We start from the raw sequence: 20681 nt of genomic DNA on the forward strand, positions 1-20681 counted from the left end.
TCACGCGGCCGGCGCCGGCGCCTCTTCGTAGACGACAGGCCATTGCGCGTCCGCTGGTGCCGCCAACGAGCAGGCGGCACACATGTTGGCGCCGATGGTCGGATAGCCACACGCTGGGCAGATATCGAGTGCCATCGTCGTTCCTCCACGCGTTACGGCCTTGTCTGGTCGCGGGGAAATACCCTGTGCCCCTACCGGCCAAACCGAGTCGACCTAGATCTCCTTGATTTCGTGGAAGCCCGTCAGGTAGCGCTGGGCCAGGTCCTGGTAAGCCTTCGGATTGAGGTTCACCCACACCTCGGCGCCGGTTCCGGCGATCGGCCCCTTGACCTTGGCCGGCGCCCCCGTGACGAGAACCTCGTCGGGGATCTGCGTGCCGCCGACCACCAGCGAGTGCGCGGCGATCATGCTGCGGGCGCCGATCACTGCGCCGTCAAGCACCGTGCAGTGGTTGGCGATCAGCGCCTCGGCGCCGACGTGGACGCCGTGGATCGTGCACATGTGCGCAATCGTGGCCCCCGGGCCGATGTCGACGGGGATACCCGGCGGGGCGTGCAGCACCGATCCGTCCTGCACGTTGGCGCCCTCCCGGATCACGATCGGCGCGTAGTCCCCGCGCAGCACCGTGTTGAACCACACCGAAGCGCCGGCCTCGACCGTGACGTCTCCGATCAGCACCGCAGTCGGTGCGACGAACGCGGTGGGATCCACCCGGGGTGATCGGCCCTCGAACGAATACATCGGCATCGTTCACATATACCGCAATTCAGGTGGGTAATCCCCAGGTAAATGCGCTCTGATTGCGCGATCAGACATCAAAACTGTAACGTGTTCTAGTTAGAACCTATGAGTGGAGGGCGCGAGGTGACCAGCGGTATTCGCGAGATCGACACCGGAACCCTGCCGGACCGGTACGCCCGGGGCTGGCACTGCCTGGGCCCGGTGACTGACTACACCGACGGCAAGCCGCACCCGATCAACGCGTTCGGGACAAAACTGGTGGTTTTCGCCGACTCGAGCGGCGACGTCCATGTGCTGGACGCCTACTGCCGCCACCTGGGCGGTGACCTGTCACAGGGCACCGTCAAGGACGACGCACTGGCCTGCCCATTCCACGACTGGCGCTGGGGTGGCGACGGCCGCTGCAAGCTGGTCCCCTACGCCAAGCGCACCCCGCGACTGGCCCGCACCCGGTCCTGGGAGACCGACGTGCGCAGCGGCCTGCTGTTCGTCTGGCACGACCACGAGGGCAACCCACCGCAGCCCGAGGTGCGAATTCCGGAGATCCCGGAGTACACCAGCGGTGAGTGGACCGAGTGGAAGTGGAACTCGATGCTGATCGAGGGCTCCAACTGCCGCGAGATCGTCGACAACGTCACCGATATGGCGCACTTCTTCTACATCCACTTCGGCTTGCCGACGTATTTCAAGAACGTCTTCGAGGGTCACATCGCCTCGCAGTACCTGCACAACGTCGGCCGGCCCGACGTCACGCTGGGCGGCTCGGCCTACACCGAATCACACCTCGATTCGGAAGCCTCGTACTTCGGTCCGTCGTTCATGATCAACTGGCTGCACAACAACTACGGCGGTTTCAAGGCCGAGTCGATCCTGATCAACTGCCACTACCCGGTGACTCAGGACTCCTTCATGCTCCAGTGGGGTGTGATCGTCGAGAAGCCCAAGGGCATGGACGATTCCATGAGCGACAAGCTCTCCGACGCCATGACGGTCGGCGTCAGCAAGGGCTTCTTGCAGGACGTCGAGATCTGGAAGCACAAGACCCGCATCGACAACCCGCTGCTCGTCGAGGAAGACGGCGCGGTGTACCAGATGCGCCGCTGGTATCAGCAGTTCTACGTCGACGTCGCCGACGTGACTCCCGACATGGTCGATCGCTTCGAGCTCGAGGTGGATACCGCGCCGGCCAACGAGAAGTGGCATGTCGAGGTCGAAGAGAACCTCAAGAAGCAGGCCGAGGCCGATTCTGAAGGACAGCCAACTCAGGTGTGAATATGACCCCCGAGGATCCACCGCCCGACGTCGACGACTTGGCGCGGTCCATGCTCGAGCTGCTCGGCGTGCACGAGCACGACGAGTCGCACGAGCACGACGACAGTGTGCCCGGATCCTGGTCGAAGGCACCCGATTTCGCCTCCGATCCCCAGCGCGCTGCCGCCATGCACGAGGCCACCCGCCAGGACCGGGAGCGCTACCTGTCATCCGGCTTGGCCGACGTCGACTGCCGGTATTGCCATATCGCGGTGAAGGTCAAGAAACTCGGCGCCGCGCATACCGCGGTGCAGTGGAGCAGCGAGGCTCAGCAGCGCTGCGCCTACTTCGCCGAGGTTCGCGAATCGGGTGGATCCAGTGCCCGCACCCGCTCCTGCCCGAAGCTGTCGGACAGCATCAAACACGCTGTGGCAGAAGGGTGCTTGGAGGAGTACTCCAGCGCTCCGGCCCCCGGCGACGGCTAGAGCCCCTGGAAGCTCTCTTTGACCTGTTCCTCGGTCAGCCCGTAGTCGGCCAGCGAGTAGGTGTGCTTGGGCGCCCGCGGACCCTGCTTGCTCTCCTCGTCGGTGCGCTGGATCGCCGCCCGCGCATCGTCGGTCATCTCGATCCCGAACTTCTCGTAGATCTTCTCCACCACACGGATCGGTTCTTTGATGAGTTCGAAGTAGTCCAGATCGTAGAACTGGGCCGGATTCTGCTTGGCGCGTTCGGCGTTGAACAACCGCAGGCCGCGGGTCCAGGTCTCCAACGAATCGGCGCCGATCACGTCGTCTTTGAACGTGTCCGACCAGCCCTCTGTGGTGTGCTGCGACAGCGAGCACATCGACGCCATGATCGTCTCGGCCGGGCGGTGGCACTGCACGATCAGCGCGTCCGGGTAGACGGCGAACACCGCGTCGAGCGCGAACAGATGGCTGGGATTCTTGAGCACCCAACGCTTTTCGGGATCATTGAGCCCGATCAGCTGCAGATTCTTGCGATGCCGCGCGTACGACTTGGTCCAATCCTGCCGAGCCAGCCACTGCGAATAGGTAGGCAGATGGGCCAGCGTCTCGTAGGACACCGAATGCAATGACTGCCGCAGCAGCTGCCAGCACTCCTCGACCTCGTCGGCCGTCATGTAGTGCAGGCCCGTGTAATCCGGGTTCTCCTCGTGGGCCTTTGTGAACTGCGCATCGATCTGCTGGAAGACCGGGTTGTCCTTCCAGGACTCCCGCGGCGGCCTGGGCTGCGGGAACTCGGCCAGCCACAGTTCCAACCCCTGATGCCGGGGATCGGCGGTCAGCAGCCGGTGAATCGCGGTGGTTCCGGTACGCGGCAGCCCGGTGACGAAAATCGGTCGTTCGATCGGGACGTCGACATGCTGCGGGTACTGCTTGAAGGCGGCCTCGGAAACCAGCCTGGCCACCAACGCATTTCGCACGAAGAACCGGTGCATCTTGCTGCCGAGCTCGGTCAGATCCGCATCGTTGCGGAACGACTCGAGCAGGACACTCAGCGCTTCTTGGTAGTTGTCGTCGTCGACGCCGAAGTCGTCCATGCCGGTGGCTTTGACAGCCGAGGCGAGCAGACTCTCGACGCTGAGAAAGTCACTCATCAGTTGTGATACTCCCCGCAGTTCACGTCCAGGGTCTGGCCGGTGATGCCGTTGGACAGATCGCTGGCCATGAACAGGATCGCCGAAGCCACCTCGTCCTCGGTGGGCAGCCGCTTGAGATCGCTGTTGACCGCGGCAGCCTTGTAGATCTCGTCGACGGTCGTTCCGTACTTGCCGGCCTGGTGCTCGAAATAGCCCTGCAAGGTCCCGCCCCAGATATAGCCGGGCAGAACGGAATTCACCCGGATCTGCTGCTCGCCGAGCTCACTGGCCAGCGACTGCGACATCGACAGCAGCGCCGCCTTGGCCAACTTGTAGGCGCCCTGTTTGGGATCGGAATGCCGCAGCACCATCGAGTTCACATTGACCACCGAACCCTTGGCCTCTGTCAGTGCGGGGGTGAAGCCCTGAATGAGGCGCAACGCGCCGAGCACCGTGAGCTCGATCGTCTCGCGAATGTGGTCGAACGAGGTCTTGCCGAAGGGCTTCATCGACGGCACCTTGAACGCATTGTTGATCAGCACGTCGACCTTGCCGTACGCATCCATCGTCTGCTTGACCAGATTGTCGACCTGACCCTCGTCGGTGATGTCGGTGCCCACCGCTACCGCGCGGCGACCGAGGTCGGCGACCGTCTTGGCTACATCGTCCAGGCGTCCAACCGTCCGCGCCGCCAGCACCAGATCGGCGCCTTCCTCGGCACATCGGCGCGCCAGCGTGGTCCCCAGCGCCGGGCCGACACCACTGATGACGACGACCTTGTTCTCGAGCAAGCCGGCCATGTGTTATCCCACCATCCTGTTGCCAATTAGTTTCTGACGCAGCGCGATTCGCTGGCGCCAATCGTCATCGGAGATCTTGTTGTGCTCGTAGTAGGGCAGCTTGCCCGCAACGGCGTCGAGATCCACCAGCTCCAGCGTGGGGCCGTCGGCCTCGGTCAGCTCACGGGACACCCGCTGCCAACGGAACTGCAGATAACCCTTGGCGTGTCCGAGCGTCTCGACCCAGTTCGTCACCCCAGGGTTCTGATCGGCGACGACAATGCGGATCTTTCCGTCCGGATCCGCCTGTGCCTGAGTGCCGTTCAGAGAGGTCTGGTGGTTGATGTAGTCCAGCGAGATGTACCAGAGGCTGCCGAGCTGGAAGCCGAGGTACGGAGCATCAGTGACCGGAAGGGTGAGGATCAGCGCCTGCTCGGGCGTGATGTCGTAGTGCCCCACCGACGAGTACTGGGTGGCCAGTCCGCCCGGCGTGAGCCGCGGTGCCGTCAGCGTGTTGACCGGCAGGTTGTCGTAGAACCACTTCGGGAACTGCAGCCAGGTCTTGACCCGCTGCACAAGCTGCTTACCCGCTGTCGCCCAGCGTCTTTCGATCAGCTCCTTGGTCAGCGGCGGCGGCGCGGTGCCAGCGGTATCGGTGCGGGCGATCGCGAAGTTGCCGCGCTCGGCGGCCCAGTCGTTGTAGACCTCGCGAATCACCAACTGCGCGTTGGTGTCCGGGGTGAACCGCCATTCGAAGGTGCCGTCGGCGGCGATGTCGAGGCGCCGATCGTCGAACGCCGTCTCGCTGTCGGGGACCACTTCGTCGGTGTACTCGCCACCGAGCAGCTGGAAGCTGACGTCGGTGGTGGTCCCGCGCTTACCGGTGACGACGTACTCGTTGCCCGCCACGACGCGGGTACCGAAGTACATCGTGTCCGGGTTGTCGAGACCCATCTTCGTGAACGGTCCGGTGCCCGAATGCAGGAACGGGTGGTCGCGGTCATAGTCGAAGGCGACGTGGGTGCACGCCGCGACGCAGCCGGCCAGATACTGCAGCCCCTCCAGCAGGTCGGCCTCGGACTCGATGAAATGAGCCTCTCGGACCAGACGTTCGGATTCGGCTATGGCGTCCACCAGTGGCTGTGTGTACATCGACCGCCTCGCGTTTCAATATTGGACCGCAATGGTACGTTCTCCGACTGAGACTAGAACGTGTTCTAGTCTCAGTCAACAAACCCAACGGTCCATATCTGGAACATAGAGGTAGGATTTTGCAATGCCAGACGCCGACCCTCCTGGTCGATCATCTCCCCCCACGCAGCGGGTGGTGGCGATTCTGGACTTTCTGGCCAAACACCCGCAAGACCGGTTCGGCCTCTCCGAGCTGTCTCGCCGGCTGAACCTGGCCAAGCCCACCTGCCTGGGCATCGTGACGACCCTGACCGAGTCGGGTTATCTGGTCCGCGACGCCGCCGACAAGACCTATCGGCTGGGCCCCAGCCTCATCGCATTGGGCCACCTCGCACAGGAGTCGCTGCGGGTCAATCCGGCCGCCCGCGCCGAACTGACCCGGCTCTCGAAGAGCTTCGACACCACGGCGGCACTGGCCGGCGTCGTCGACGACCGGATCACGCTGCTCGAACTGGTCGGACCACCCGGTTCCGACGTCGGAGTGCGTGTCGGGCAGAGCTACCCGTTCGCGCCGCCGGTCGGGCTGATGTTCGTGCTGTGGGACGACGAGGCGTTGCGTAGCTGGCTGGGCCGGGCCCCGACCATCCCGCTGCGGACCGAAACACAGCGACTGGACCGCGTCATCGCCGAGTGCCGAACCGCGGGATTTCTCGTCGAGCGTCTCACCCCCGGCGGGCGGCGGCTCTACGCGATGATGGCCGGCATGTCGAGCACGCTGCCCGACGAGCTGCGCGCTCTGCTGGGCGAGCTGATCTCCGACATCGGCGAGCGGGTCTATCTGAGCAGTGAGGCCGAGGGCGCCCGTCAGCGCCACGACGTCAGCGTCATCTCCGCACCGGTCTACGACCACCACCACCGGCAGGCGATGGTGGTGTCGCTTCAGATCGGCCGGGCGCTCACCGACTCCGAGATCGCCAAGCACGCCAAGGGTTTGGTCGCCACCGCCGACGCGCTCACCGCGCAGCTCGGCGGCACCAAACCCCAGTGGTGACCCGCCCGGTCAGCTGGTAGCCGCGAGCGCCAGGGGTAGCACCGCGGGCGCGCCCGCCTCCTTCACCACCCGTGCGGCCATCGTCAGTGTCCAGCCGGTATCGGTCAGATCGTCGACGAGCAACACCGGCCCACCCGCGGCGGCCAGGTCGGGGACCGACCACGCTCCGTTGAGGGCCGCCACACGGTAGGCGGAGTTGGCCGCGCTGACCGGCCGGTGCCCCACGGCGTACCGCAGCACGCCCAGGTCGGTCAGTCTGCCCAGGCGTGCCAGTTCGCGGGCCAGGGACGCGATCAGCACCGGATGCGTGGCGGAGTCCAGCGCCAGCACGGCAGTCGGACGGATCGCCCAATCCCAGGCGGCCAGTACCTTGACCGCCGCCTGCACCACATCCGGCGGTACCTCGCCGTCGGGCTCGTCGAGCAGGCGTCGCAGCCGCGGGCCCCAACCCAGGTCGGTCAGCCTGCCGATCGCCCGGCCCGGCTCGGGACCGTCGCCGATGCGGCCGCTGAGGCTCACGCCCAGCTTTGCCAGCCCCGACGGCCATTGTTTGCGCGGGGTGATCTCGACGCCCGGCCGCATCAGCGCCTCCCGGATGAGCGCCGCCGCATCGTCGTTCACGGTCGCTCCGAAGTGGGCGCCCGCACAGTTGTCGCAGCGGCCGCACCGTTCGCCGTCGCTGAGGTCGGGGTCGTCGAGTTGCCTGCGCAGGAACGTCATCCGGCACTCGGTGGTGTTCTGGTAGTCGAGCATCGCCTGCTGCTCGCGACCCCGGGCCTCGTCGAGTTGGCGGTAGCGGGCCTCGTCGTACTCCCATGGCTGACCGGTGGCCAGCCATCCGCCTTTGACCCGCCGCACCGCGCCGTCGACATCGAGCACCTTGAGTACCATCTCCAGTCGGGTGCGGCCCAGATCCACCAGCGGCTCCAGGGCGGGCGTCGACAGCGGACGATCGGGCTCCAGTTCACGAATAACGTTGCGCACCATCGCTTCCGAGGGAAACGCCACCGAGGCGAAATACCGCCAGACGTCCTGGTCTTCCCGTCCCGGCAGCAGCACCACCTCGGCGCTGTCAGTCGAGCGGCCAGCACGGCCGACCTGCTGGTAGTACGCGATGGGTGACGAGGGCGCACCGAGATGCACGACGAATCCGAGATCCGGCTTGTCGAAACCCATGCCCAGAGCCGAGGTGGCGATCAGCGCCTTCACCCGGTTGCCCAGCAGATCGGCCTCGAGTTGTTCTCGCTCAGCCGTTTCCGTCGACCCGGTGTAGGCGGCCACCTCGTGGCCACGCTCGCGCAGCAGCGCCGCCACATCGTGCGCCTGGGCGACAGTCAGCGTGTAGACGATTCCGGAACCCGGCAGCGACGCCAGGTTCTCGGCCAGCCAGGCCGTGCGCTGCGCTCCTCCGCCGGCTTGAACCACCGACAGCCGCAACGACTCTCGGTCGAGCCCACCGCGCAGTACCAGCGTGTCCCGTCCGCCGACCCCGAGCTGAGCCGCGACATCGTTCACGACACGATTGTTCGCGGTGGCGGTGGTGGCCAACACCGGTACGTCCGAACCGAGTTCGGCGATCAAGGTTCGGATGCGCCGGTAGTCAGGCCGGAAGTCGTGACCCCAGTCCGAGACGCAGTGCGCCTCGTCGACCACCACCAGTCCGGCGTCGGCGGCCAGCGCCGGCAGGACGGTGTCGCGAAACTCCGGGTTGTTCAACCGTTCCGGGCTGACCAGCAGGACATCAAGGTCACCGCCGTTGACCCGCTGGTGTATCTCGTCCCATTCGGTGACGTTGCCGGAGTTGATGGTGGCAGCACGAACACCTGCGCGTTCCGCGGCGGCGACCTGGTTGCGCATCAACGCCAACAGGGGCGACACGATGACCGTGGCTCCCTTGCCGAGCTCCCGCAGCAGCTTGGCGGCAATGAAATACACCGCCGACTTGCCCCACCCGGTGCGCTGCACCACCAGCGCCTGGCGGCGCTGCACCACCAATGCTTCGATGGCCGTCCACTGATCGTCGCGCAGGACCGCCGTGGGCCCGGCCAGCTGTTCGAGGATGGCCTGGGCGTCGGCTCGCGTGGTCATGCGCCCATCGTGCCAACGGGCACCGACGGACTACTTGGCAGCTGCGGCTTCCTGCTCGCGCTTGATCTCCAGCGCGATATCGATCAGCTGATCTTCCTGGCCGCCGATCAGCTTGCGCTGCCCGACCCGGAGCAGCAGCTCGTGTGCGGGCACGCCGTACCGTTCGCCCTGGCGAACCGCGTGCTTGAGGAAGCTGGAGTACACCCCGGCGTAGCCCATCACGAGGGCGTTGCGGTCGAGCAGGCACTCGGCCGGCATCGTGGGAGCCACGACCTCTTCGGCGGCGTCGGCGATCTCGAAGAAGTCGATACCGGTCTTGACGCCGATCTTGTCGAAGACCCCGACCAACGCCTCGACGGGCGCGTTGCCGGCCCCGGCGCCGAAGCGGCGGCAGGAACCGTCGATCTGCTTGGCACCGGCCCGCACCGCCTCGACCGAATTGGCGACGCCGAGGCCCAGGTTCTCGTGGCCGTGAAAACCGACCTGAGCATCGTCACCGAGCTCGGCGACCAGCGCGGCCACCCGGTCGGCGACCCCTTCGAGCACCAGCGCGCCCGCGGAGTCCACGACATAGACGCACTGGCAGCCGGCGTCGGCCATGATCCGGGCCTGTGCGGCCAGCTTCTCCGGGGGGATGGTGTGGCTCATCATCAGGAAGCCGACCGTTTCCAGACCCAGTTCACGGGCCAGCCCGAAGTGCTGTATCGACACGTCGGCCTCGGTGCAATGGGTGGCGATCCGGCAGATCGAGCCGCCGTTGTTCTGCGCCTCCTTGATGTCTTCCTTGGTGCCCACGCCGGGCAGCATCAGGAACGCGATCTTGGCTTCCTTGACGGTTTCGGCCGCGAGCTTGATCAGCTCCTGCTCGGGAGTCTTGGAGAACCCGTAGTTGAAGCTCGATCCGCCGAGACCGTCACCGTGGGTCACCTCGATGACGGGGACGCCTGCGTTGTCGAGTGCCGCGACGATGGCACCGACCTCGTCCTTGGTGAATTGATGGCGCTTGTGGTGGCTGCCGTCGCGCAGGGAGGTATCCGTCATCCGGACGTCCCAGCTGGCGTCGAACCAAACGTCAGTGCTCATGCTTGCGCTCCTGTTCCTGCGGAGGCACGTTCCTTCGCGATTTCTTCGCCGACCTTGGTGGCCGCGGCGGTCATGATGTCCAGGTTTCCCGCATAGGGCGGCAGGTAGTCCCCGGCGCCCTCGACTTCCACGAACGTGGTGACCACGAAGTTGCCGCCGTTGACCACCGACGGCTCGTCGAACTGCGGCTCGTTGAGCAGCCGGTAGCCGGGCACGTACGTCTGCACCTCGGCCACCACGTCCTTGATGGACTGGGTGATCGCATCGCGGTCGGCGTCCTCGGGGATCGCGCAGAAGATGGTGTCGCGCATGATCATTGGCGGATCGGCCGGGTTCAGGATGATGATCGCCTTACCGCGCTTGGCTCCACCGATGACCTCCACGCCGGCGCTGGTGGTCTTGGTGAACTCGTCGATGTTGGCCCGGGTGCCCGGACCGGCAGAGGCCGAGGACACCGACGCGACGATCTCGGCGTAGGGCACGTCCACGACGCGGCTGACGGCGTAGACCATCGGGATGGTGGCCTGACCACCGCAGGTCACCATGTTGACGTTGGGGGCGTCGAGGTGGGCCCGCAGGTTGGCCGGCGGGATGACGCCGGGGCCGACAGCGGCCGGGGTCAGATCGATGGCCCGGATACCGGCTTCCTCATACCGCGGAGCGGCAGCCTTGTGCACGTAGGCGCTGGTGGCCTCGAACACCAGATCCGGCTTCTCCGACTGCGCCAGCAGCCAGTCGACGCCCTCGTGGCTGGTCTCCAGACCGAGCTTGCGGGCTCGCGCCAGGCCTTCGCTCTCCGGGTCGATGCCGATCATCCAGCGCGGCTCGAGCCACTCCGAACGAAGAAGCTTGTACAGCAGGTCGGTACTGATATTTCCCGACCCGACGATGGCAACTGAGCTCTTCTGCGCCATGTGGATGCTCCTCTTACTCGAATGACAGCCGGACTGAACCCAGCCCGGCGAAGTCGGCGACGAACTGATCGCCGGGGCGGCAGTCGATGGCCCTGGTGCACGACCCCGGCAGGACGATGTCGCCTGCCTTCAGCCGCACTCCGAAGCTCTCGACCTTGCGGGCCAGCCACGCGACCGCGGTGACCGGATTGCCCAGCACGGCGTCGCTGCGGCCCTCGGCCACCACCTCGCCGTTGCGGGTGAGCACCGCGTCGATGGCCCTGATGTCAACGTCTTTGGGCGATACCCGCTCCTTGCCGAGCACGTAGCCCGCCGACGACGCGTTGTCGGCGATCGTGTCGCACAGCGCGATCTTCCAGTCCTTGATCCGGGTGTCGATGAGCTCGATCGCCGGCGCGAAGGCGGCGGTGGCGGCCAGCACGTCGTCCTCGGTGCAACCGGCCCCGGGCAGGTCGTCGGCGAGGATGAACCCGACCTCGACCTCGACGCGCGGGAACAGGAAGCGACCCGCGGGCACCGGCTGGTCCTCGAACACCTCCATGTCGGCCAGCAGGTGGCCGTAGTCGGGCTCGTCGACGCCCATCATCTTCTGCATGGCCTCAGAGGACAGGCCCACTTTGTGGCCGACCACCCTGGCGCCCTCGGCGACCCGCTGCCGGATGTTGATCAGCTGGATTTCGTAGGCGTCGACAACGTCGATATCGGGGTGATTGGACGTCAGCGGAGTCATCGGAACGCGACTGCGCTCCGCTTCGGCAAGGTCGGCGGCAAGCTCGTCGCGCGTCGAAACGCTCAGCATTCCCGGGAGTCCCATCGTCGGTGTGACCGGGGCGAACGGCGCCCGGTGCGGGCAATTCTAGTGCGGTCCGAGGGCCCTTGGGGTAAGCGTTCCGCTGATCGGAAGGGAGGGGTCAGTAGCGCCCGGACGGGGCAATTCTATAACGTGTTCTAGTATGACAGCTCAGGAGTTCGACGTCGTCGTCGTCGGAAGCGGTGCTGCCGGCATGGTCGCCGCACTTACCGCCGCTCACCAGGGACTATCGACGGTCGTCGTCGAAAAGGCCGCGCACTTCGGTGGCTCGACCGCCCGATCGGGCGGCGGCGTGTGGATCCCAAACAACGAGATCCTCAAGCGTGACGGGGTCACCGACACCAAAGAAGCCGCGCGGACCTATCTGCACGAGATCATCGGCGACGTGGTGGAGCCGGAGCGCATCGACACCTATCTCGAGCGCGGTCCGGAGATGCTGTCGTTCGTGCTCAAGCACTCGCCGCTGAAGATGTGCTGGGTGCCCAAGTACTCCGACTACTACCCGGAGACCCCGGGTGGACGCGCCGGCGGCAGGTCTATCGAGCCCAAGCCGTTCAACGCCAAGAAGCTCGGACCCGACGAGAAGTTCCTGGAGCCGCCCTACGGCAAGGTGCCGCTCAATGTGGTTGTGATGCAGCAGGACTACGTGCGCCTCAACCAGCTCAAGCGCCATCCCCGCGGCGTACTGCGCAGCCTGAAGGTCGGTGTGCGCACCATGTGGGCCGGCGCCCGCGGGAAGAACCTGGTGGGTATGGGTCGCGCGCTGATCGCGCCGCTGCGAATCGGCTTGCAGCAGGCGGGCGTTCCCGTTCTGCTGAACACCGCGCTTACCGACCTGTACGTCGAGGACGGCGTGGTGCGCGGTATCTATGTACGCGATACGACGGGCCCGGAATCCGCTGACCCGCAACTGATCCGCGCGCGACGCGGTGTCATCCTGGGCAGCGGCGGTTTCGAGCGCAACGAGCAGATGCGCGTCAAGTACCAGCGCGCGCCCATCACCGCCGACTGGACGGTGGGGGCCGAAGCCAACACCGGCGACGGCATCGTGGCAGCCGAGAAGCTCGGTGCCGCACTGGAATTGATGGAGGATGCCTGGTGGGGTCCGACCGTTCCACTGGTCGGGGCGCCGTGGTTTGCCCTCTCGGAGCGCAACTCACCCGGGTCGATCATCGTCAACCTGGCCGGCAAGCGGTTCATGAACGAGTCGATGCCCTACGTCGAGGCCTGCCACCACATGTACGGCGGCGAATACGGCCAGGGCCCCGGCCCTGGTGAGAACGTCCCGGCGTGGCTGGTGTTCGACCAGCAATACCGTGACCGGTACATCTTCGCGGGATTACAACCGGGACAACGTATTCCGAAAAAGTGGATGGAATCCGGCGTTATCGTCAAGGCCGACTCCCTCGAGGAGCTGGCCAAGGTGACCGGGCTGCCTGCCGACGCCTTCCTGGCCACCGTGCAGCGGTTCAACGGCTTCGCCCGCTCGGGTAAGGACGACGACTTCCACCGCGGTGAGAGCGCCTACGACCGCTACTACGGCGATCCGACCAACAAGCCCAACCCCAACCTTGGCGAGATCAAGAATGGGCCGTTCTATGCCGCCAAGATGGTGCCTGGCGATCTCGGCACCAAGGGCGGTATCCGCACCGATGTGCACGGGCGGGCGCTGCGCGACGACGGTTCGGTGATCGAGGGCCTGTATGCGGCCGGTAATGTCAGCTCGCCGGTGATGGGTCACACCTATCCCGGCCCCGGCGGCACCATCGGCCCCGCGATGGCGTTCGGGTACCTGGCGGCACTGCACATCGCAGGGAAGGGCTGACATGCCGATCGATCTGTCCGTCGCACTCGCAGCCGATCTGGAACCCATCGAGTTCTCGTGGACGAGTAGCGATATACAGCTCTATCAGCTGGGCCTGGGAGCCGGCGCAGATCCGATGGACCCCAAGGAATTGCGCTACCTCACCGACGGCACCCCCCAGGTGCTGCCGAGCTTCGGCAACGTGGCTTCCAGCTTTCACATGACCGAGCCGCCCGAGGTGAAGTTCCCCGGCATCGACATCGAGCTGAGCAAGGTGCTGCACGCCAGCGAGGCGGTCACCGTGCCCGCTCCGCTCCCGCCGAGCGGCACCGCGACATCGAAGCAGCGGTTCACCGAGATCTGGGACAAGGGCAAGGCGGCGGTCATCGTCAGCGAGACGACAGTGACCGACCCCGACGGCAAGCTGCTGTGGACCACCAAGCGGTCGATCTTCGCCCGCGGCGAGGGTGGTTTCGGTGGCGAGCGCGGCCCTTCGACGTCGGTCGCCGCCCCCGACCGTGCACCGGACTACGAGATCTCGGTGCCGGTACTCCCCCAGCAGGCGCTGCTGTACCGGCTGTGCGGCGACCGCAACCCGCTGCACTCGGACCCTGAATTCGCCGCGGCGGCAGGCTTTCCCAAGCCGATCCTGCACGGTCTGTGCACCTACGGAATGACGTGCAAGGCACTTGTGGACACGCTGCTCGACTCGGACGCGTCGGCAGTTAAGACCTACGGCGCACGTTTTGCCGGCGTCTGCTATCCGGGCGAGACCATCAAGGTCAGCGCGTGGAAGGAAGACGGCCGCTACGTCGGCGTCGTCACCGCACCGAGTCGCGAGGACGCCGTCATCCTCTCCGATGTGGAGTTCATCCCGGTCTAGCTCGCCTGCACCGGGTGGAACCCGCACTCCGTGACGCGCGCGTCAACTTTGGCGAGTGTCCCCGTACGCGGCCGACCTGGCTGTACTAAGTTAGGCAAGGCAAAGATCGATGCCGCTTACGGAAGGAACCTCATGAAGATTGCGCAGGCCAAGACTGTCGGCTTGATCGGCGTGGCATTGCTGGTGGGCACGGCAGCTGTCGGCTGCGGTGGAGACGACAAGGAATCCTCATCGTCGTCGTCATCGTCGTCGACCTCGGCTGCAGCAACGACGTCGGCCGCCGCATCGGAGACCACGAGTGCTCCTGCCAGCCCGGCGGCCGCGGGAGGCGACTACAGCAAACTGCTGCTGAAGGCTTCCGACATCGACCCCAGCTTCACCGCGGGTGAGCCCCAGGTCAATCCCAACGGGATCAACGGCATCGTGCAGTCGATGACCAACCCGACCGCAAACCAGACCATCGTCTTCGCCATCGTCGTGAGCGAGGACGCCGCCGGGGCGCTCAAGGCTCTGGAGTCGTCCAAGGCCGAGCTGCCCAAGGAAGTTGACGGGGCACCGCAGCCGGCTGATGTCGGCGACGCAGGCAACGGCCTCATCGCCACCGGCAAGTCGCCTGACGGCTCGAAGGCGATCACCGAGGTCTACTTCACCCAGGGCAAGGCGCTCGCGAACATCGAGTTCTCGAGCAACCCGAACGATCCGGTGCAGCCGGACACGGCACTGGCGATCGCCAAGATGCAGGACACCCAGATCAAGAACAACCTGTCCTAATTCGTTCGAACGTAACGCCGCGGTGGGAGTCTTCGGACTTCTGCCGCGGCGTTCGTTTTCCGCCGAGCGTCACTCCAGAGTCACGCTGAGCGCCCAACGTGACTCTGGAGTGACGCTCGGCGAGCGATAGCGGCTCGGACCTTCCGGACGATGTCGACCGGACGATCGCCGGCCAGCACCCGAATCACGATCCAGCCCAACTCCTCCAGCATCGCGTGTCGACGAACATCGCGGGAGTACTGCCAGCGGTCTGTACGGTGTTGCTCTCCGTCGTACTCGGCCGCGACCTTGACGTCCTCCCAACCCATGTCGAGGTAGCCCACCAGTTCGCCGAACTGGTCATGGACCGGGATCTGGGTCTGCGGCCTTGGCAGGCCGGCCTCGATCAAGAGCAGCCGCAACCAGGTTTCTTTGGGAGACTGGGCTCCCGCATCGACGAGTTGCACAGTCTCACGGGCGACACGACTGCCACGACGGCCCGGATACCGTTGCGCAAGTATCCCGACGTCACCGAGGTCGAAGGAAGTCGCGCGGGCGAGCGCGTCCAAATAGATCAGCGCAGTGCGGGGCGGATACCAACAAGCGAGGTCGAGCGCGGTGCGCAACGGCGTGGTCACCGGCATCCCGCGCATCAGCTGAACCTCGTCTCCTTCGACGCGATCGCCTCGTACAGCAATGCCGGACAACCGATTCCGATTTTCGTGGATCAGGTCGACGGGTGTGCTGCCGTCGATCCACTCCGCGCCGAGGAGTGCTGCTGCCGAGCGACCAGCAATCACCGCCTTCCGCCCCGACCATAGCCAGCCGGCGCGCGCGAGGTCCCGCGCGGTCGGCTCGAACCCCGACGGGACGTAGACGTCAGGGAACAGGCGGGTGAAGCGGCGACGGAGAGAACTCTTGGTGATGTCTCCGGCCGCGACGGCCTCGCTCCCGATGAACGGCTCACTCATGGCGGCAGTGTGCCGCCAGCCACCGACAACCGCCGCGAGCGTCACACCAGAGTCACGCTCGGTGTCGAAGGTGACTCTGGTGTGACGCTCGGCGAAAAGCTAGCCCAGGATCAGGCCGGAGGTCGGCACACCCGTGCCGGCGGTGACGAGCACGTGCTCGACGTTCGGCACGGGGTTGACGGACGTGCCGCGAAGCTGGCGCACGCCCTCCGCGATGCCGTTCATGCCGTGGATGTATGCCTCGCCCAGCTGACCGCCGTGCGTGTTGATCGGCAACCGTCCGCCGAGCTCCAGCGCACCGTCCTTGATGTAGTCCTTGGCGTCACCCTGGGCGCAGAACCCCAACTCCTCCAACTGAATCAGAGTGAAGGGGGTGAAGTGGTCGTAGAGGATCGCGGTCTGGATATCGGCGGGCGTCAGACCGGACTGCTCCCACAGCTGCCTGCCGACGAGCCCCATCTCCGGCAGTCCGAGCTCGGGCCGGTAGTAGCTCGTCATCGAGTATTGATTCGGGCTCGAACCCTGCGACGCCGCCTCGATGATCGCGGGCCGGTGCTTCAAGTCCTTGGCCCGCTCCGGCGACGTGATCACCAGTGCCACACCGCCATCGGTCTCCTGGCAGCAATCCAGCAGCCGCAGCGGCTCGGCGATCCACCGCGAGGCCTGATGGTCCTCGATCGTGATCGGCTTCTCGTAGAAGTAGGCCTTCGGGTTGTTGGCGGCGTGCTTGCGGTCCGCCACCGACACCGCACCGAAATCGCGGCTCGTCGCACCCGAGAGGTGCATGTAGCGCTGCGCGATCATCGCCACCTGCGCCGCCGGCGTCGACAGCCCGTGCGGGTAGGAGAACGAGTTGTCCACGCCGGTGGAGTCGGCATTTTCGACCAGTCGCATCTGCACCTGGCCGAACCGCATCCCGGAGCGCTCGTTGAAAGCCCGGTATGCCACAACACAATCCGCGACACCGGTGGCCACCGCGATGGCCGCCTGCTGAACGGTCGCGCAGGCCGCGCCGCCACCGTGGTGGATCTTGGAGAAGAACTTCAGCTCGCCGATGCCGGTGGCCCGTGCGATGGCCACCTCGGTGTTCGAGTCCATCGTGAACGTCGTCATACCGTCGACGTCGGCAGGCGTGAGACCCGCATCGTCCAAGGCATCCAGCACGGCCTCCGAGGCCAGCCTCAGCTCGCTGCGTCCGGAGTTCTTGGAGAAGTCGGTCGCGCCGATGCCGACGATCGCGGCCTTGCCGCTCAACCCGCCCGGCATTACGCGGCACCGATCGTGAGCGTCGCGTTGGCGATCACGTGATCACCAAGACTGTTGCTGCCCACGATCTTCAGCGAAATCAAACCGTCCTCCACTGCAGTGACCTCACCGGTGAACGTCACCGTGTCGTAGGCGTACCAGGGCACACCCAGGCGCAGACCGATCGACTTGATGACAGCGGTCGGCCCGGCCCAGTCGGTGATGAACCGCTGCACCAGACCGGTGTCGGTGAGGATGTTGACGAAGATGTCCTTGGAACCCTTGGCTTGCGCCTTGTCCCGGTCGTGGTGCACGTCCTGGTAATCCCGGGTGGCGATCGCCGTCGAGACGATGAACGTCGGGTCACCGTAGAACTTGAGCTCGGGCAGCTTGGTGCCGACCTCGATCACAGGTGCGCTCATTTGGCCGGCTCCCACGCGTAGTTGGTCCAGGCGGGCCCGACATCGTTGGCCGGGAAGTCGATATACATTGCGCTGACCGGCATTCCGATCTTCACCGTCGACGGATCGACGTTGCGCAGCTCGCCGAGCATCTTCACACCCTCCTCGAGTTCGACGAGGGCGATGACGAACGGCAGTGTGCGGCCTGGCACCTTGGGTGCGTGGTGCACCACGAAGCTGAAGACGGTGCCCTTGCCGCTGGCGACGACGTAATCGGTCGGCGCCTCCTTGTCGGCCCACAGTGCGGGGACCGGCGGGTGGACCAGCGTTCCATCGTCGCGCTTCTGGATGCGCAGTTCGTGTGCGTTGACGCCGTCCCAGAAGAACTTGGTGTCCTTCGACGACGCCGGGCGCATGGCGGAATCCGCATCGAGGTCATCGGGAACAGATGAGCCCGACGCCTTGGCCTCTTTATCTGAGGGGATGAACTTCATGATGCGCCACATCATTTCGGCGACATCCTCGTCACCGACCGACCAGGTGATGGTCTGCGTGATGAAGAACGCCTCGCCGAGCGCGGTCTGCTTCGGGCCGACGACATCGGTCAGTTCGGCCGCGACACTGACCTCTTCGCCCTGGCGCAGATACCGATGGTATTTCTGCTCGCAGTTGGTTGCGACGACGCCGATATAGCCTGCGTCGTCGAACAATTCGATGATCTTGCCCAGCGGATCGTCATCGGGACGGACACCGCCCAGCCCCATCATCGTCCAAACCTGGATCATCGCGGGCGGCGCGACGAGACCGGGATGGCCGGCCTCCTTCGCGGCTGCCTCGTCGCCGTAGATCGGGTTCTTGTCACCGATCGCGTCGAGCCAGTGGTCGATCATCGGCTGGTTGACCGGATGCCGGCCCACCCGCGGCTTGCTCTTGCCTTCGGCCTTGACCCGCTCGGCGGCGGCCTTGATGTCGTCGACGGCGCTCACCGGGGCACCCTCGGGACCTTCAGACCAGAAGCCGCGATCATCTCCCGCATCACCTCGTTCACTCCACCACCGAATGTGATCACCAAGTTGCGCTTGGTCTGGCTGTCCAGCCACTTGAGTATTTCCGCGGTATCCGGGTCCGCCGGATTGCCGTGTGCTCCAACGATTTCCTCGGCCAGTCGGCCCGCGTACTGAATGCGCTCGGTGCCGAAGACCTTGGTAGCCGCCGCGTCGGCAACGTCGATGTTCTCTCCGGACGCCGCCACCTGCCAGTTGAGCAGTTCGTTGATGCGCCACATCGCCTTGAGCTCGCCCAGCGAGCGCTTGACGTCGTCGTGATCCAGCGGAGTGTCCCCGTTGCTGCCGGGCTTGGACGCCCAGGCATGCACACGGTCGTACAGCGCCGCAAAGCGTCCGGCGGGTCCGAGCATCACGCGCTCGTTGTTGAGCTGCGTGGTGATCAGCCGCCAGCCGCCGTTCTCCTCGCCGACGAGCATGTCGGCGGGCACCCGCACGTCGCTGTAGTACGTCGCGTTGGTGTGATGCGCACCGTCGGACAGGATCATCGGCGTCCAGGAATAACCCGGATCCTTGGTGTCGACGATCAGAATCGAAATGCCCTTGTGCTTCACGGCTTCCGGATCGGTACGGCAGGCCAGCCAGACGTAGTCGGCGTCATGTCCACCGGTGGTGAAGACCTTCTGGCCATTGACGATGTACTCGTCACCCTGCTTGACCGCCGTGGTCCGCAGCGACGCCAGGTCGGTGCCGGCCTCGGGCTCGGTGTAGCCGATCGCGAAGTGCACCTCGCCGGCCAGGATCGCGGGCAGGAACTTCTTCTTCTGCGCTTCGGTGCCGTACTGCTGCAGCGTCGGCCCGACGGTCTGCAGCGTCACCGCGGGCAGCGGCACGTCGGCACGCTGGGCCTCGTTGACGAAGATCGACTGCTCGATCGGACCGTAGCCGAGGCCGCCGTACTCCTTGGGCCAGCCGGCACCCAGCTTGCCGTCGGAGCCCATTCGCTTGATGATCGCCCGGTAGGCCTCGTTGTGCCGATCGGACTCCATCGCCTTGTGCTCTTCGGGCGAGATGAGGTTCGAAAAGTATTCGCGCAGTTCGGCTTGCAGCTGCTTCTGCTCGGGCGTCAGCTCGATAAACATTACGCTCCCACCAGTTCCAGCCGGTGTTGTTTACCACCCAACAGCCGGGTCAGATCCTTGATCGACGAGTAGTACCGATCCATCGGGTAGTCGATGTCCATCCCCATGCCGCCGTGCAGGTGATGGCACAGCTGCATCACCGGCGGCGCCTGCGACGTCACCCAATAGCCAAGGACGTCAAGGTCAGTGGTCGCGTCCCGGCCCTCCGACAGCAACCAGGACACCGAGTTCGATGCGAGTGTGATGGTCCGCGAGGCGATGTAGATCTCGGCCAGCTGGGCGGCGACGGTCTGGAACGTCGAGAGCGGCTTGCCGAACTGTTCGCGGGTGGCGACGTAGTCGGCGGTCAGCCGCAGCGCACCGGCCACCAGTCCGGCCGCATAGGCGCCGACGGCGGCGAGCACCAGTTGATTGACCCGGTGCACGGAATCGCTGCCGCCCAACACATCTGCGTCGGCGACCGGAGTGTCGGCGAACGTCACGACGTATTCGTCGGAGTGATTCGCCGTCGGCGTCTGGGTCAGCGAGACACCAGATGCGGTGGGCGACACCACGACAATGCCGCTGTCGGTGCTGACGACGATCCACTCCGCCTTCTCGGCGTAGGGGACGCCGAGCTTGGTGCCGTTGAGCTTGCCGCCAGACAGCTTCGTGGCAGGCAGCTCGGGCAGTGAATGCCCCGGCTCGTTGAGCGCGGCGGTCAGTACCGCACCCTTGGCCACACCGGCCAGATAGCGGTCCTGCTGTTCGTCAGATGCCAAGTCCAGCAGCGGAAGCAGACCCAGGCCGAGGGTCGCGAATGCCGGGCTGACATTGCCGAACCTACCGATCTGGGTCAGCGCTGATGTGATCTCGGCCAGGCCGAGGCCGTCTCCGCCGAGGCGCTCCGGGACGCCGAACGCCACGATGCCGCCGGCGACCAGCGCGTCCCAACTGTTGTCGCGTTCGAGCGCGGACGTCACCACATCGGTGACTGCCTGCTGCCCTTCGTCCGGACTGAAGTCCACGAAGAATCCTCCTTGATTCTCAGCG

Annotated in this window: 21 protein-coding genes; 6 read left to right on the forward strand and 15 right to left on the reverse strand. The window is 65.5% G+C overall.

The window, feature by feature from the left end:
• Together EV580_RS34220 and EV580_RS12320 are read right to left on the reverse strand one after the other, a co-directional pair.
• The gene (locus tag EV580_RS34220) at positions 1-135 is read right to left on the reverse strand and encodes a hypothetical protein (RefSeq protein ID WP_255496752.1); all 135 of its coding nucleotides are present in this window, start codon (positions 133-135) and stop codon (positions 1-3) included.
• Positions 136-213: 78 nt separating this feature from the next.
• Positions 214-747: a gamma carbonic anhydrase family protein gene (locus EV580_RS12320; RefSeq protein WP_133691458.1), complete on the reverse strand. Its 534-nt coding sequence runs from the start codon at positions 745-747 to the stop codon at positions 214-216.
• Positions 748-846: 99 nt separating this feature from the next.
• Here EV580_RS12320 and EV580_RS12325 point away from each other — a divergent pair, with 99 nt between their 5' ends.
• Both EV580_RS12325 and EV580_RS12330 read left to right on the forward strand, forming a co-directional pair.
• Complete coding sequence (locus EV580_RS12325) at positions 847-2013, forward strand: 3-ketosteroid-9-alpha-monooxygenase, oxygenase component (protein WP_133691459.1); 1167 nt, start codon at positions 847-849, stop codon at positions 2011-2013.
• A 2-nt stretch (positions 2014-2015) separates the two neighbouring features.
• Positions 2016-2477 (forward strand): hypothetical protein, encoded by a 462-nt coding sequence (locus tag EV580_RS12330; protein ID WP_133691460.1) that lies wholly within the window; start codon positions 2016-2018, stop codon positions 2475-2477.
• On the opposite strand, the gene EV580_RS12335 is transcribed toward EV580_RS12330, so the two are convergent.
• The 3 genes from EV580_RS12335 to EV580_RS12345 are packed head-to-tail and all read right to left on the reverse strand — an operon-like array spanning position 2474 to position 5523.
• Positions 2474-3610 carry a sulfotransferase family protein gene (locus tag EV580_RS12335; RefSeq protein ID WP_133691461.1) on the reverse strand — a complete coding sequence of 379 codons (1137 nt, stop codon included), beginning with the start codon at positions 3608-3610 and terminating at the stop codon, positions 2474-2476. The genes EV580_RS12330 and EV580_RS12335 overlap by 4 nt on opposite strands.
• Entirely contained in the window at positions 3610-4392 is a 783-nt protein-coding gene (locus EV580_RS12340) for an SDR family oxidoreductase (RefSeq protein WP_133691462.1), read from the reverse strand. The genes EV580_RS12335 and EV580_RS12340 overlap by 1 nt, the downstream gene beginning before the upstream one ends.
• A 3-nt stretch (positions 4393-4395) precedes the next feature.
• Positions 4396-5523: a hypothetical protein gene (locus tag EV580_RS12345; protein WP_133691463.1), complete on the reverse strand. Its 1128-nt coding sequence runs from the start codon at positions 5521-5523 to the stop codon at positions 4396-4398.
• Between the two features lie 124 nt (positions 5524-5647).
• Here EV580_RS12345 and EV580_RS12350 point away from each other — a divergent pair, with 124 nt between their 5' ends.
• Positions 5648-6553, forward strand: coding sequence for an IclR family transcriptional regulator (locus EV580_RS12350; protein WP_133691464.1), 906 nt, complete (start codon positions 5648-5650; stop codon positions 6551-6553).
• Between the two features lie 9 nt (positions 6554-6562).
• On the opposite strand, the gene EV580_RS12355 is transcribed toward EV580_RS12350, so the two are convergent.
• The 4 genes from EV580_RS12355 to EV580_RS12370 are packed head-to-tail and all read right to left on the reverse strand — an operon-like array spanning position 6563 to position 11437.
• Positions 6563-8641 (reverse strand): RecQ family ATP-dependent DNA helicase, encoded by a 2079-nt coding sequence (locus EV580_RS12355; RefSeq protein ID WP_133691465.1) that lies wholly within the window; start codon positions 8639-8641, stop codon positions 6563-6565.
• 30 nt (positions 8642-8671) lie between these two features.
• Positions 8672-9724: a 4-hydroxy-2-oxovalerate aldolase gene (gene dmpG, locus EV580_RS12360; protein WP_133691466.1), complete on the reverse strand. Its 1053-nt coding sequence runs from the start codon at positions 9722-9724 to the stop codon at positions 8672-8674.
• Positions 9721-10638 carry an acetaldehyde dehydrogenase (acetylating) gene (locus EV580_RS12365; RefSeq protein ID WP_133691467.1) on the reverse strand — a complete coding sequence of 306 codons (918 nt, stop codon included), beginning with the start codon at positions 10636-10638 and terminating at the stop codon, positions 9721-9723. Before EV580_RS12365 ends, dmpG begins: the two co-directional genes overlap by 4 nt.
• Before the next feature lie 13 nt (positions 10639-10651).
• Positions 10652-11437: a 2-keto-4-pentenoate hydratase gene (locus EV580_RS12370; protein WP_133691468.1), complete on the reverse strand. Its 786-nt coding sequence runs from the start codon at positions 11435-11437 to the stop codon at positions 10652-10654.
• A gap of 154 nt (positions 11438-11591) precedes the next feature.
• On the opposite strand from EV580_RS12370, the gene kstD reads away from it, so the two are divergent.
• From kstD to EV580_RS12385, 3 genes are all read left to right on the forward strand, one after another.
• On the forward strand, positions 11592-13274 hold the full coding sequence (gene kstD, locus EV580_RS12375; protein ID WP_133691469.1) for a 3-oxosteroid 1-dehydrogenase: 1683 nt from the start codon (positions 11592-11594) through the stop codon (positions 13272-13274).
• 1 nt (position 13275) lies between these two features.
• Positions 13276-14136, forward strand: coding sequence for an enoyl-CoA hydratase ChsH3 (gene chsH3 / locus EV580_RS12380; RefSeq protein WP_133691470.1), 861 nt, complete (start codon positions 13276-13278; stop codon positions 14134-14136).
• 132 nt (positions 14137-14268) lie between these two features.
• Entirely contained in the window at positions 14269-14907 is a 639-nt protein-coding gene (locus tag EV580_RS12385) for a hypothetical protein (RefSeq protein WP_133691471.1), read from the forward strand.
• A gap of 80 nt (positions 14908-14987) precedes the next feature.
• Here EV580_RS12385 and EV580_RS12390 read toward each other — a convergent pair whose 3' ends face one another.
• The 6 genes from EV580_RS12390 to EV580_RS12415 form a co-directional block, all read right to left on the reverse strand.
• Positions 14988-15857, reverse strand: a complete 870-nt coding sequence (locus tag EV580_RS12390; RefSeq protein WP_133691472.1) for an endonuclease domain-containing protein — start codon at positions 15855-15857, stop codon at positions 14988-14990.
• A gap of 99 nt (positions 15858-15956) precedes the next feature.
• Positions 15957-17123 (reverse strand): 17-hydroxy-3-oxo-4-pregnene-20-carboxyl-CoA lyase, encoded by a 1167-nt coding sequence (ltp2, locus tag EV580_RS12395; protein WP_133691473.1) that lies wholly within the window; start codon positions 17121-17123, stop codon positions 15957-15959.
• On the reverse strand, positions 17123-17524 hold the full coding sequence (locus EV580_RS12400; protein ID WP_133691474.1) for a MaoC family dehydratase: 402 nt from the start codon (positions 17522-17524) through the stop codon (positions 17123-17125). Before EV580_RS12400 ends, ltp2 begins: the two co-directional genes overlap by 1 nt.
• Complete coding sequence (locus EV580_RS12405) at positions 17521-18489, reverse strand: bifunctional MaoC family dehydratase N-terminal/OB-fold nucleic acid binding domain-containing protein (protein WP_133691475.1); 969 nt, start codon at positions 18487-18489, stop codon at positions 17521-17523. Before EV580_RS12405 ends, EV580_RS12400 begins: the two co-directional genes overlap by 4 nt.
• Entirely contained in the window at positions 18486-19649 is a 1164-nt protein-coding gene (gene fadE29, locus EV580_RS12410) for an acyl-CoA dehydrogenase FadE29 (protein ID WP_133691476.1), read from the reverse strand. The genes EV580_RS12405 and fadE29 overlap by 4 nt, the downstream gene beginning before the upstream one ends.
• Positions 19649-20656, reverse strand: a complete 1008-nt coding sequence (locus EV580_RS12415) for an acyl-CoA dehydrogenase family protein (protein WP_133691477.1) — start codon at positions 20654-20656, stop codon at positions 19649-19651. Before EV580_RS12415 ends, fadE29 begins: the two co-directional genes overlap by 1 nt.
• Positions 20657-20681 lie beyond the last annotated feature (25 nt).

It is taken from the genome of Mycobacterium sp. BK086, assembly GCA_004362315.1.
Classification (GTDB): domain Bacteria; phylum Actinomycetota; class Actinomycetes; order Mycobacteriales; family Mycobacteriaceae; genus Mycobacterium.

Coding starts and splice junctions, on each gene's coding strand:
- EV580_RS12400 (WP_133691474.1), bottom strand. CDS start 17,524: ATGAGCGCACCTGTGATCGAGGTCGGCACCAAGCTGCCCGAGCTCAAG.
- EV580_RS12335 (WP_133691461.1), bottom strand. CDS start 3,610: ATGAGTGACTTTCTCAGCGTCGAGAGTCTGCTCGCCTCGGCTGTCAAA.
- EV580_RS12370 (WP_133691468.1), bottom strand. CDS start 11,437: ATGCTGAGCGTTTCGACGCGCGACGAGCTTGCCGCCGACCTTGCCGAA.
- EV580_RS12390 (WP_133691472.1), bottom strand. CDS start 15,857: ATGAGTGAGCCGTTCATCGGGAGCGAGGCCGTCGCGGCCGGAGACATC.
- EV580_RS12365 (WP_133691467.1), bottom strand. CDS start 10,638: ATGGCGCAGAAGAGCTCAGTTGCCATCGTCGGGTCGGGAAATATCAGT.
- ltp2 (WP_133691473.1), bottom strand. CDS start 17,123: ATGCCGGGCGGGTTGAGCGGCAAGGCCGCGATCGTCGGCATCGGCGCG.
- EV580_RS12325 (WP_133691459.1), top strand. CDS start 847: ATGAGTGGAGGGCGCGAGGTGACCAGCGGTATTCGCGAGATCGACACC.
- kstD (WP_133691469.1), top strand. CDS start 11,592: ATGACAGCTCAGGAGTTCGACGTCGTCGTCGTCGGAAGCGGTGCTGCC.
- fadE29 (WP_133691476.1), bottom strand. CDS start 19,649: ATGTTTATCGAGCTGACGCCCGAGCAGAAGCAGCTGCAAGCCGAACTG.
- chsH3 (WP_133691470.1), top strand. CDS start 13,276: ATGCCGATCGATCTGTCCGTCGCACTCGCAGCCGATCTGGAACCCATC.
- EV580_RS34220 (WP_255496752.1), bottom strand. CDS start 135: ATGGCACTCGATATCTGCCCAGCGTGTGGCTATCCGACCATCGGCGCC.
- EV580_RS12350 (WP_133691464.1), top strand. CDS start 5,648: ATGCCAGACGCCGACCCTCCTGGTCGATCATCTCCCCCCACGCAGCGG.
- EV580_RS12355 (WP_133691465.1), bottom strand. CDS start 8,641: ATGACCACGCGAGCCGACGCCCAGGCCATCCTCGAACAGCTGGCCGGG.
- EV580_RS12345 (WP_133691463.1), bottom strand. CDS start 5,523: ATGTACACACAGCCACTGGTGGACGCCATAGCCGAATCCGAACGTCTG.
- EV580_RS12320 (WP_133691458.1), bottom strand. CDS start 747: ATGCCGATGTATTCGTTCGAGGGCCGATCACCCCGGGTGGATCCCACC.
- dmpG (WP_133691466.1), bottom strand. CDS start 9,724: ATGAGCACTGACGTTTGGTTCGACGCCAGCTGGGACGTCCGGATGACG.
- EV580_RS12385 (WP_133691471.1), top strand. CDS start 14,269: ATGAAGATTGCGCAGGCCAAGACTGTCGGCTTGATCGGCGTGGCATTG.
- EV580_RS12340 (WP_133691462.1), bottom strand. CDS start 4,392: ATGGCCGGCTTGCTCGAGAACAAGGTCGTCGTCATCAGTGGTGTCGGC.
- EV580_RS12330 (WP_133691460.1), top strand. CDS start 2,016: ATGACCCCCGAGGATCCACCGCCCGACGTCGACGACTTGGCGCGGTCC.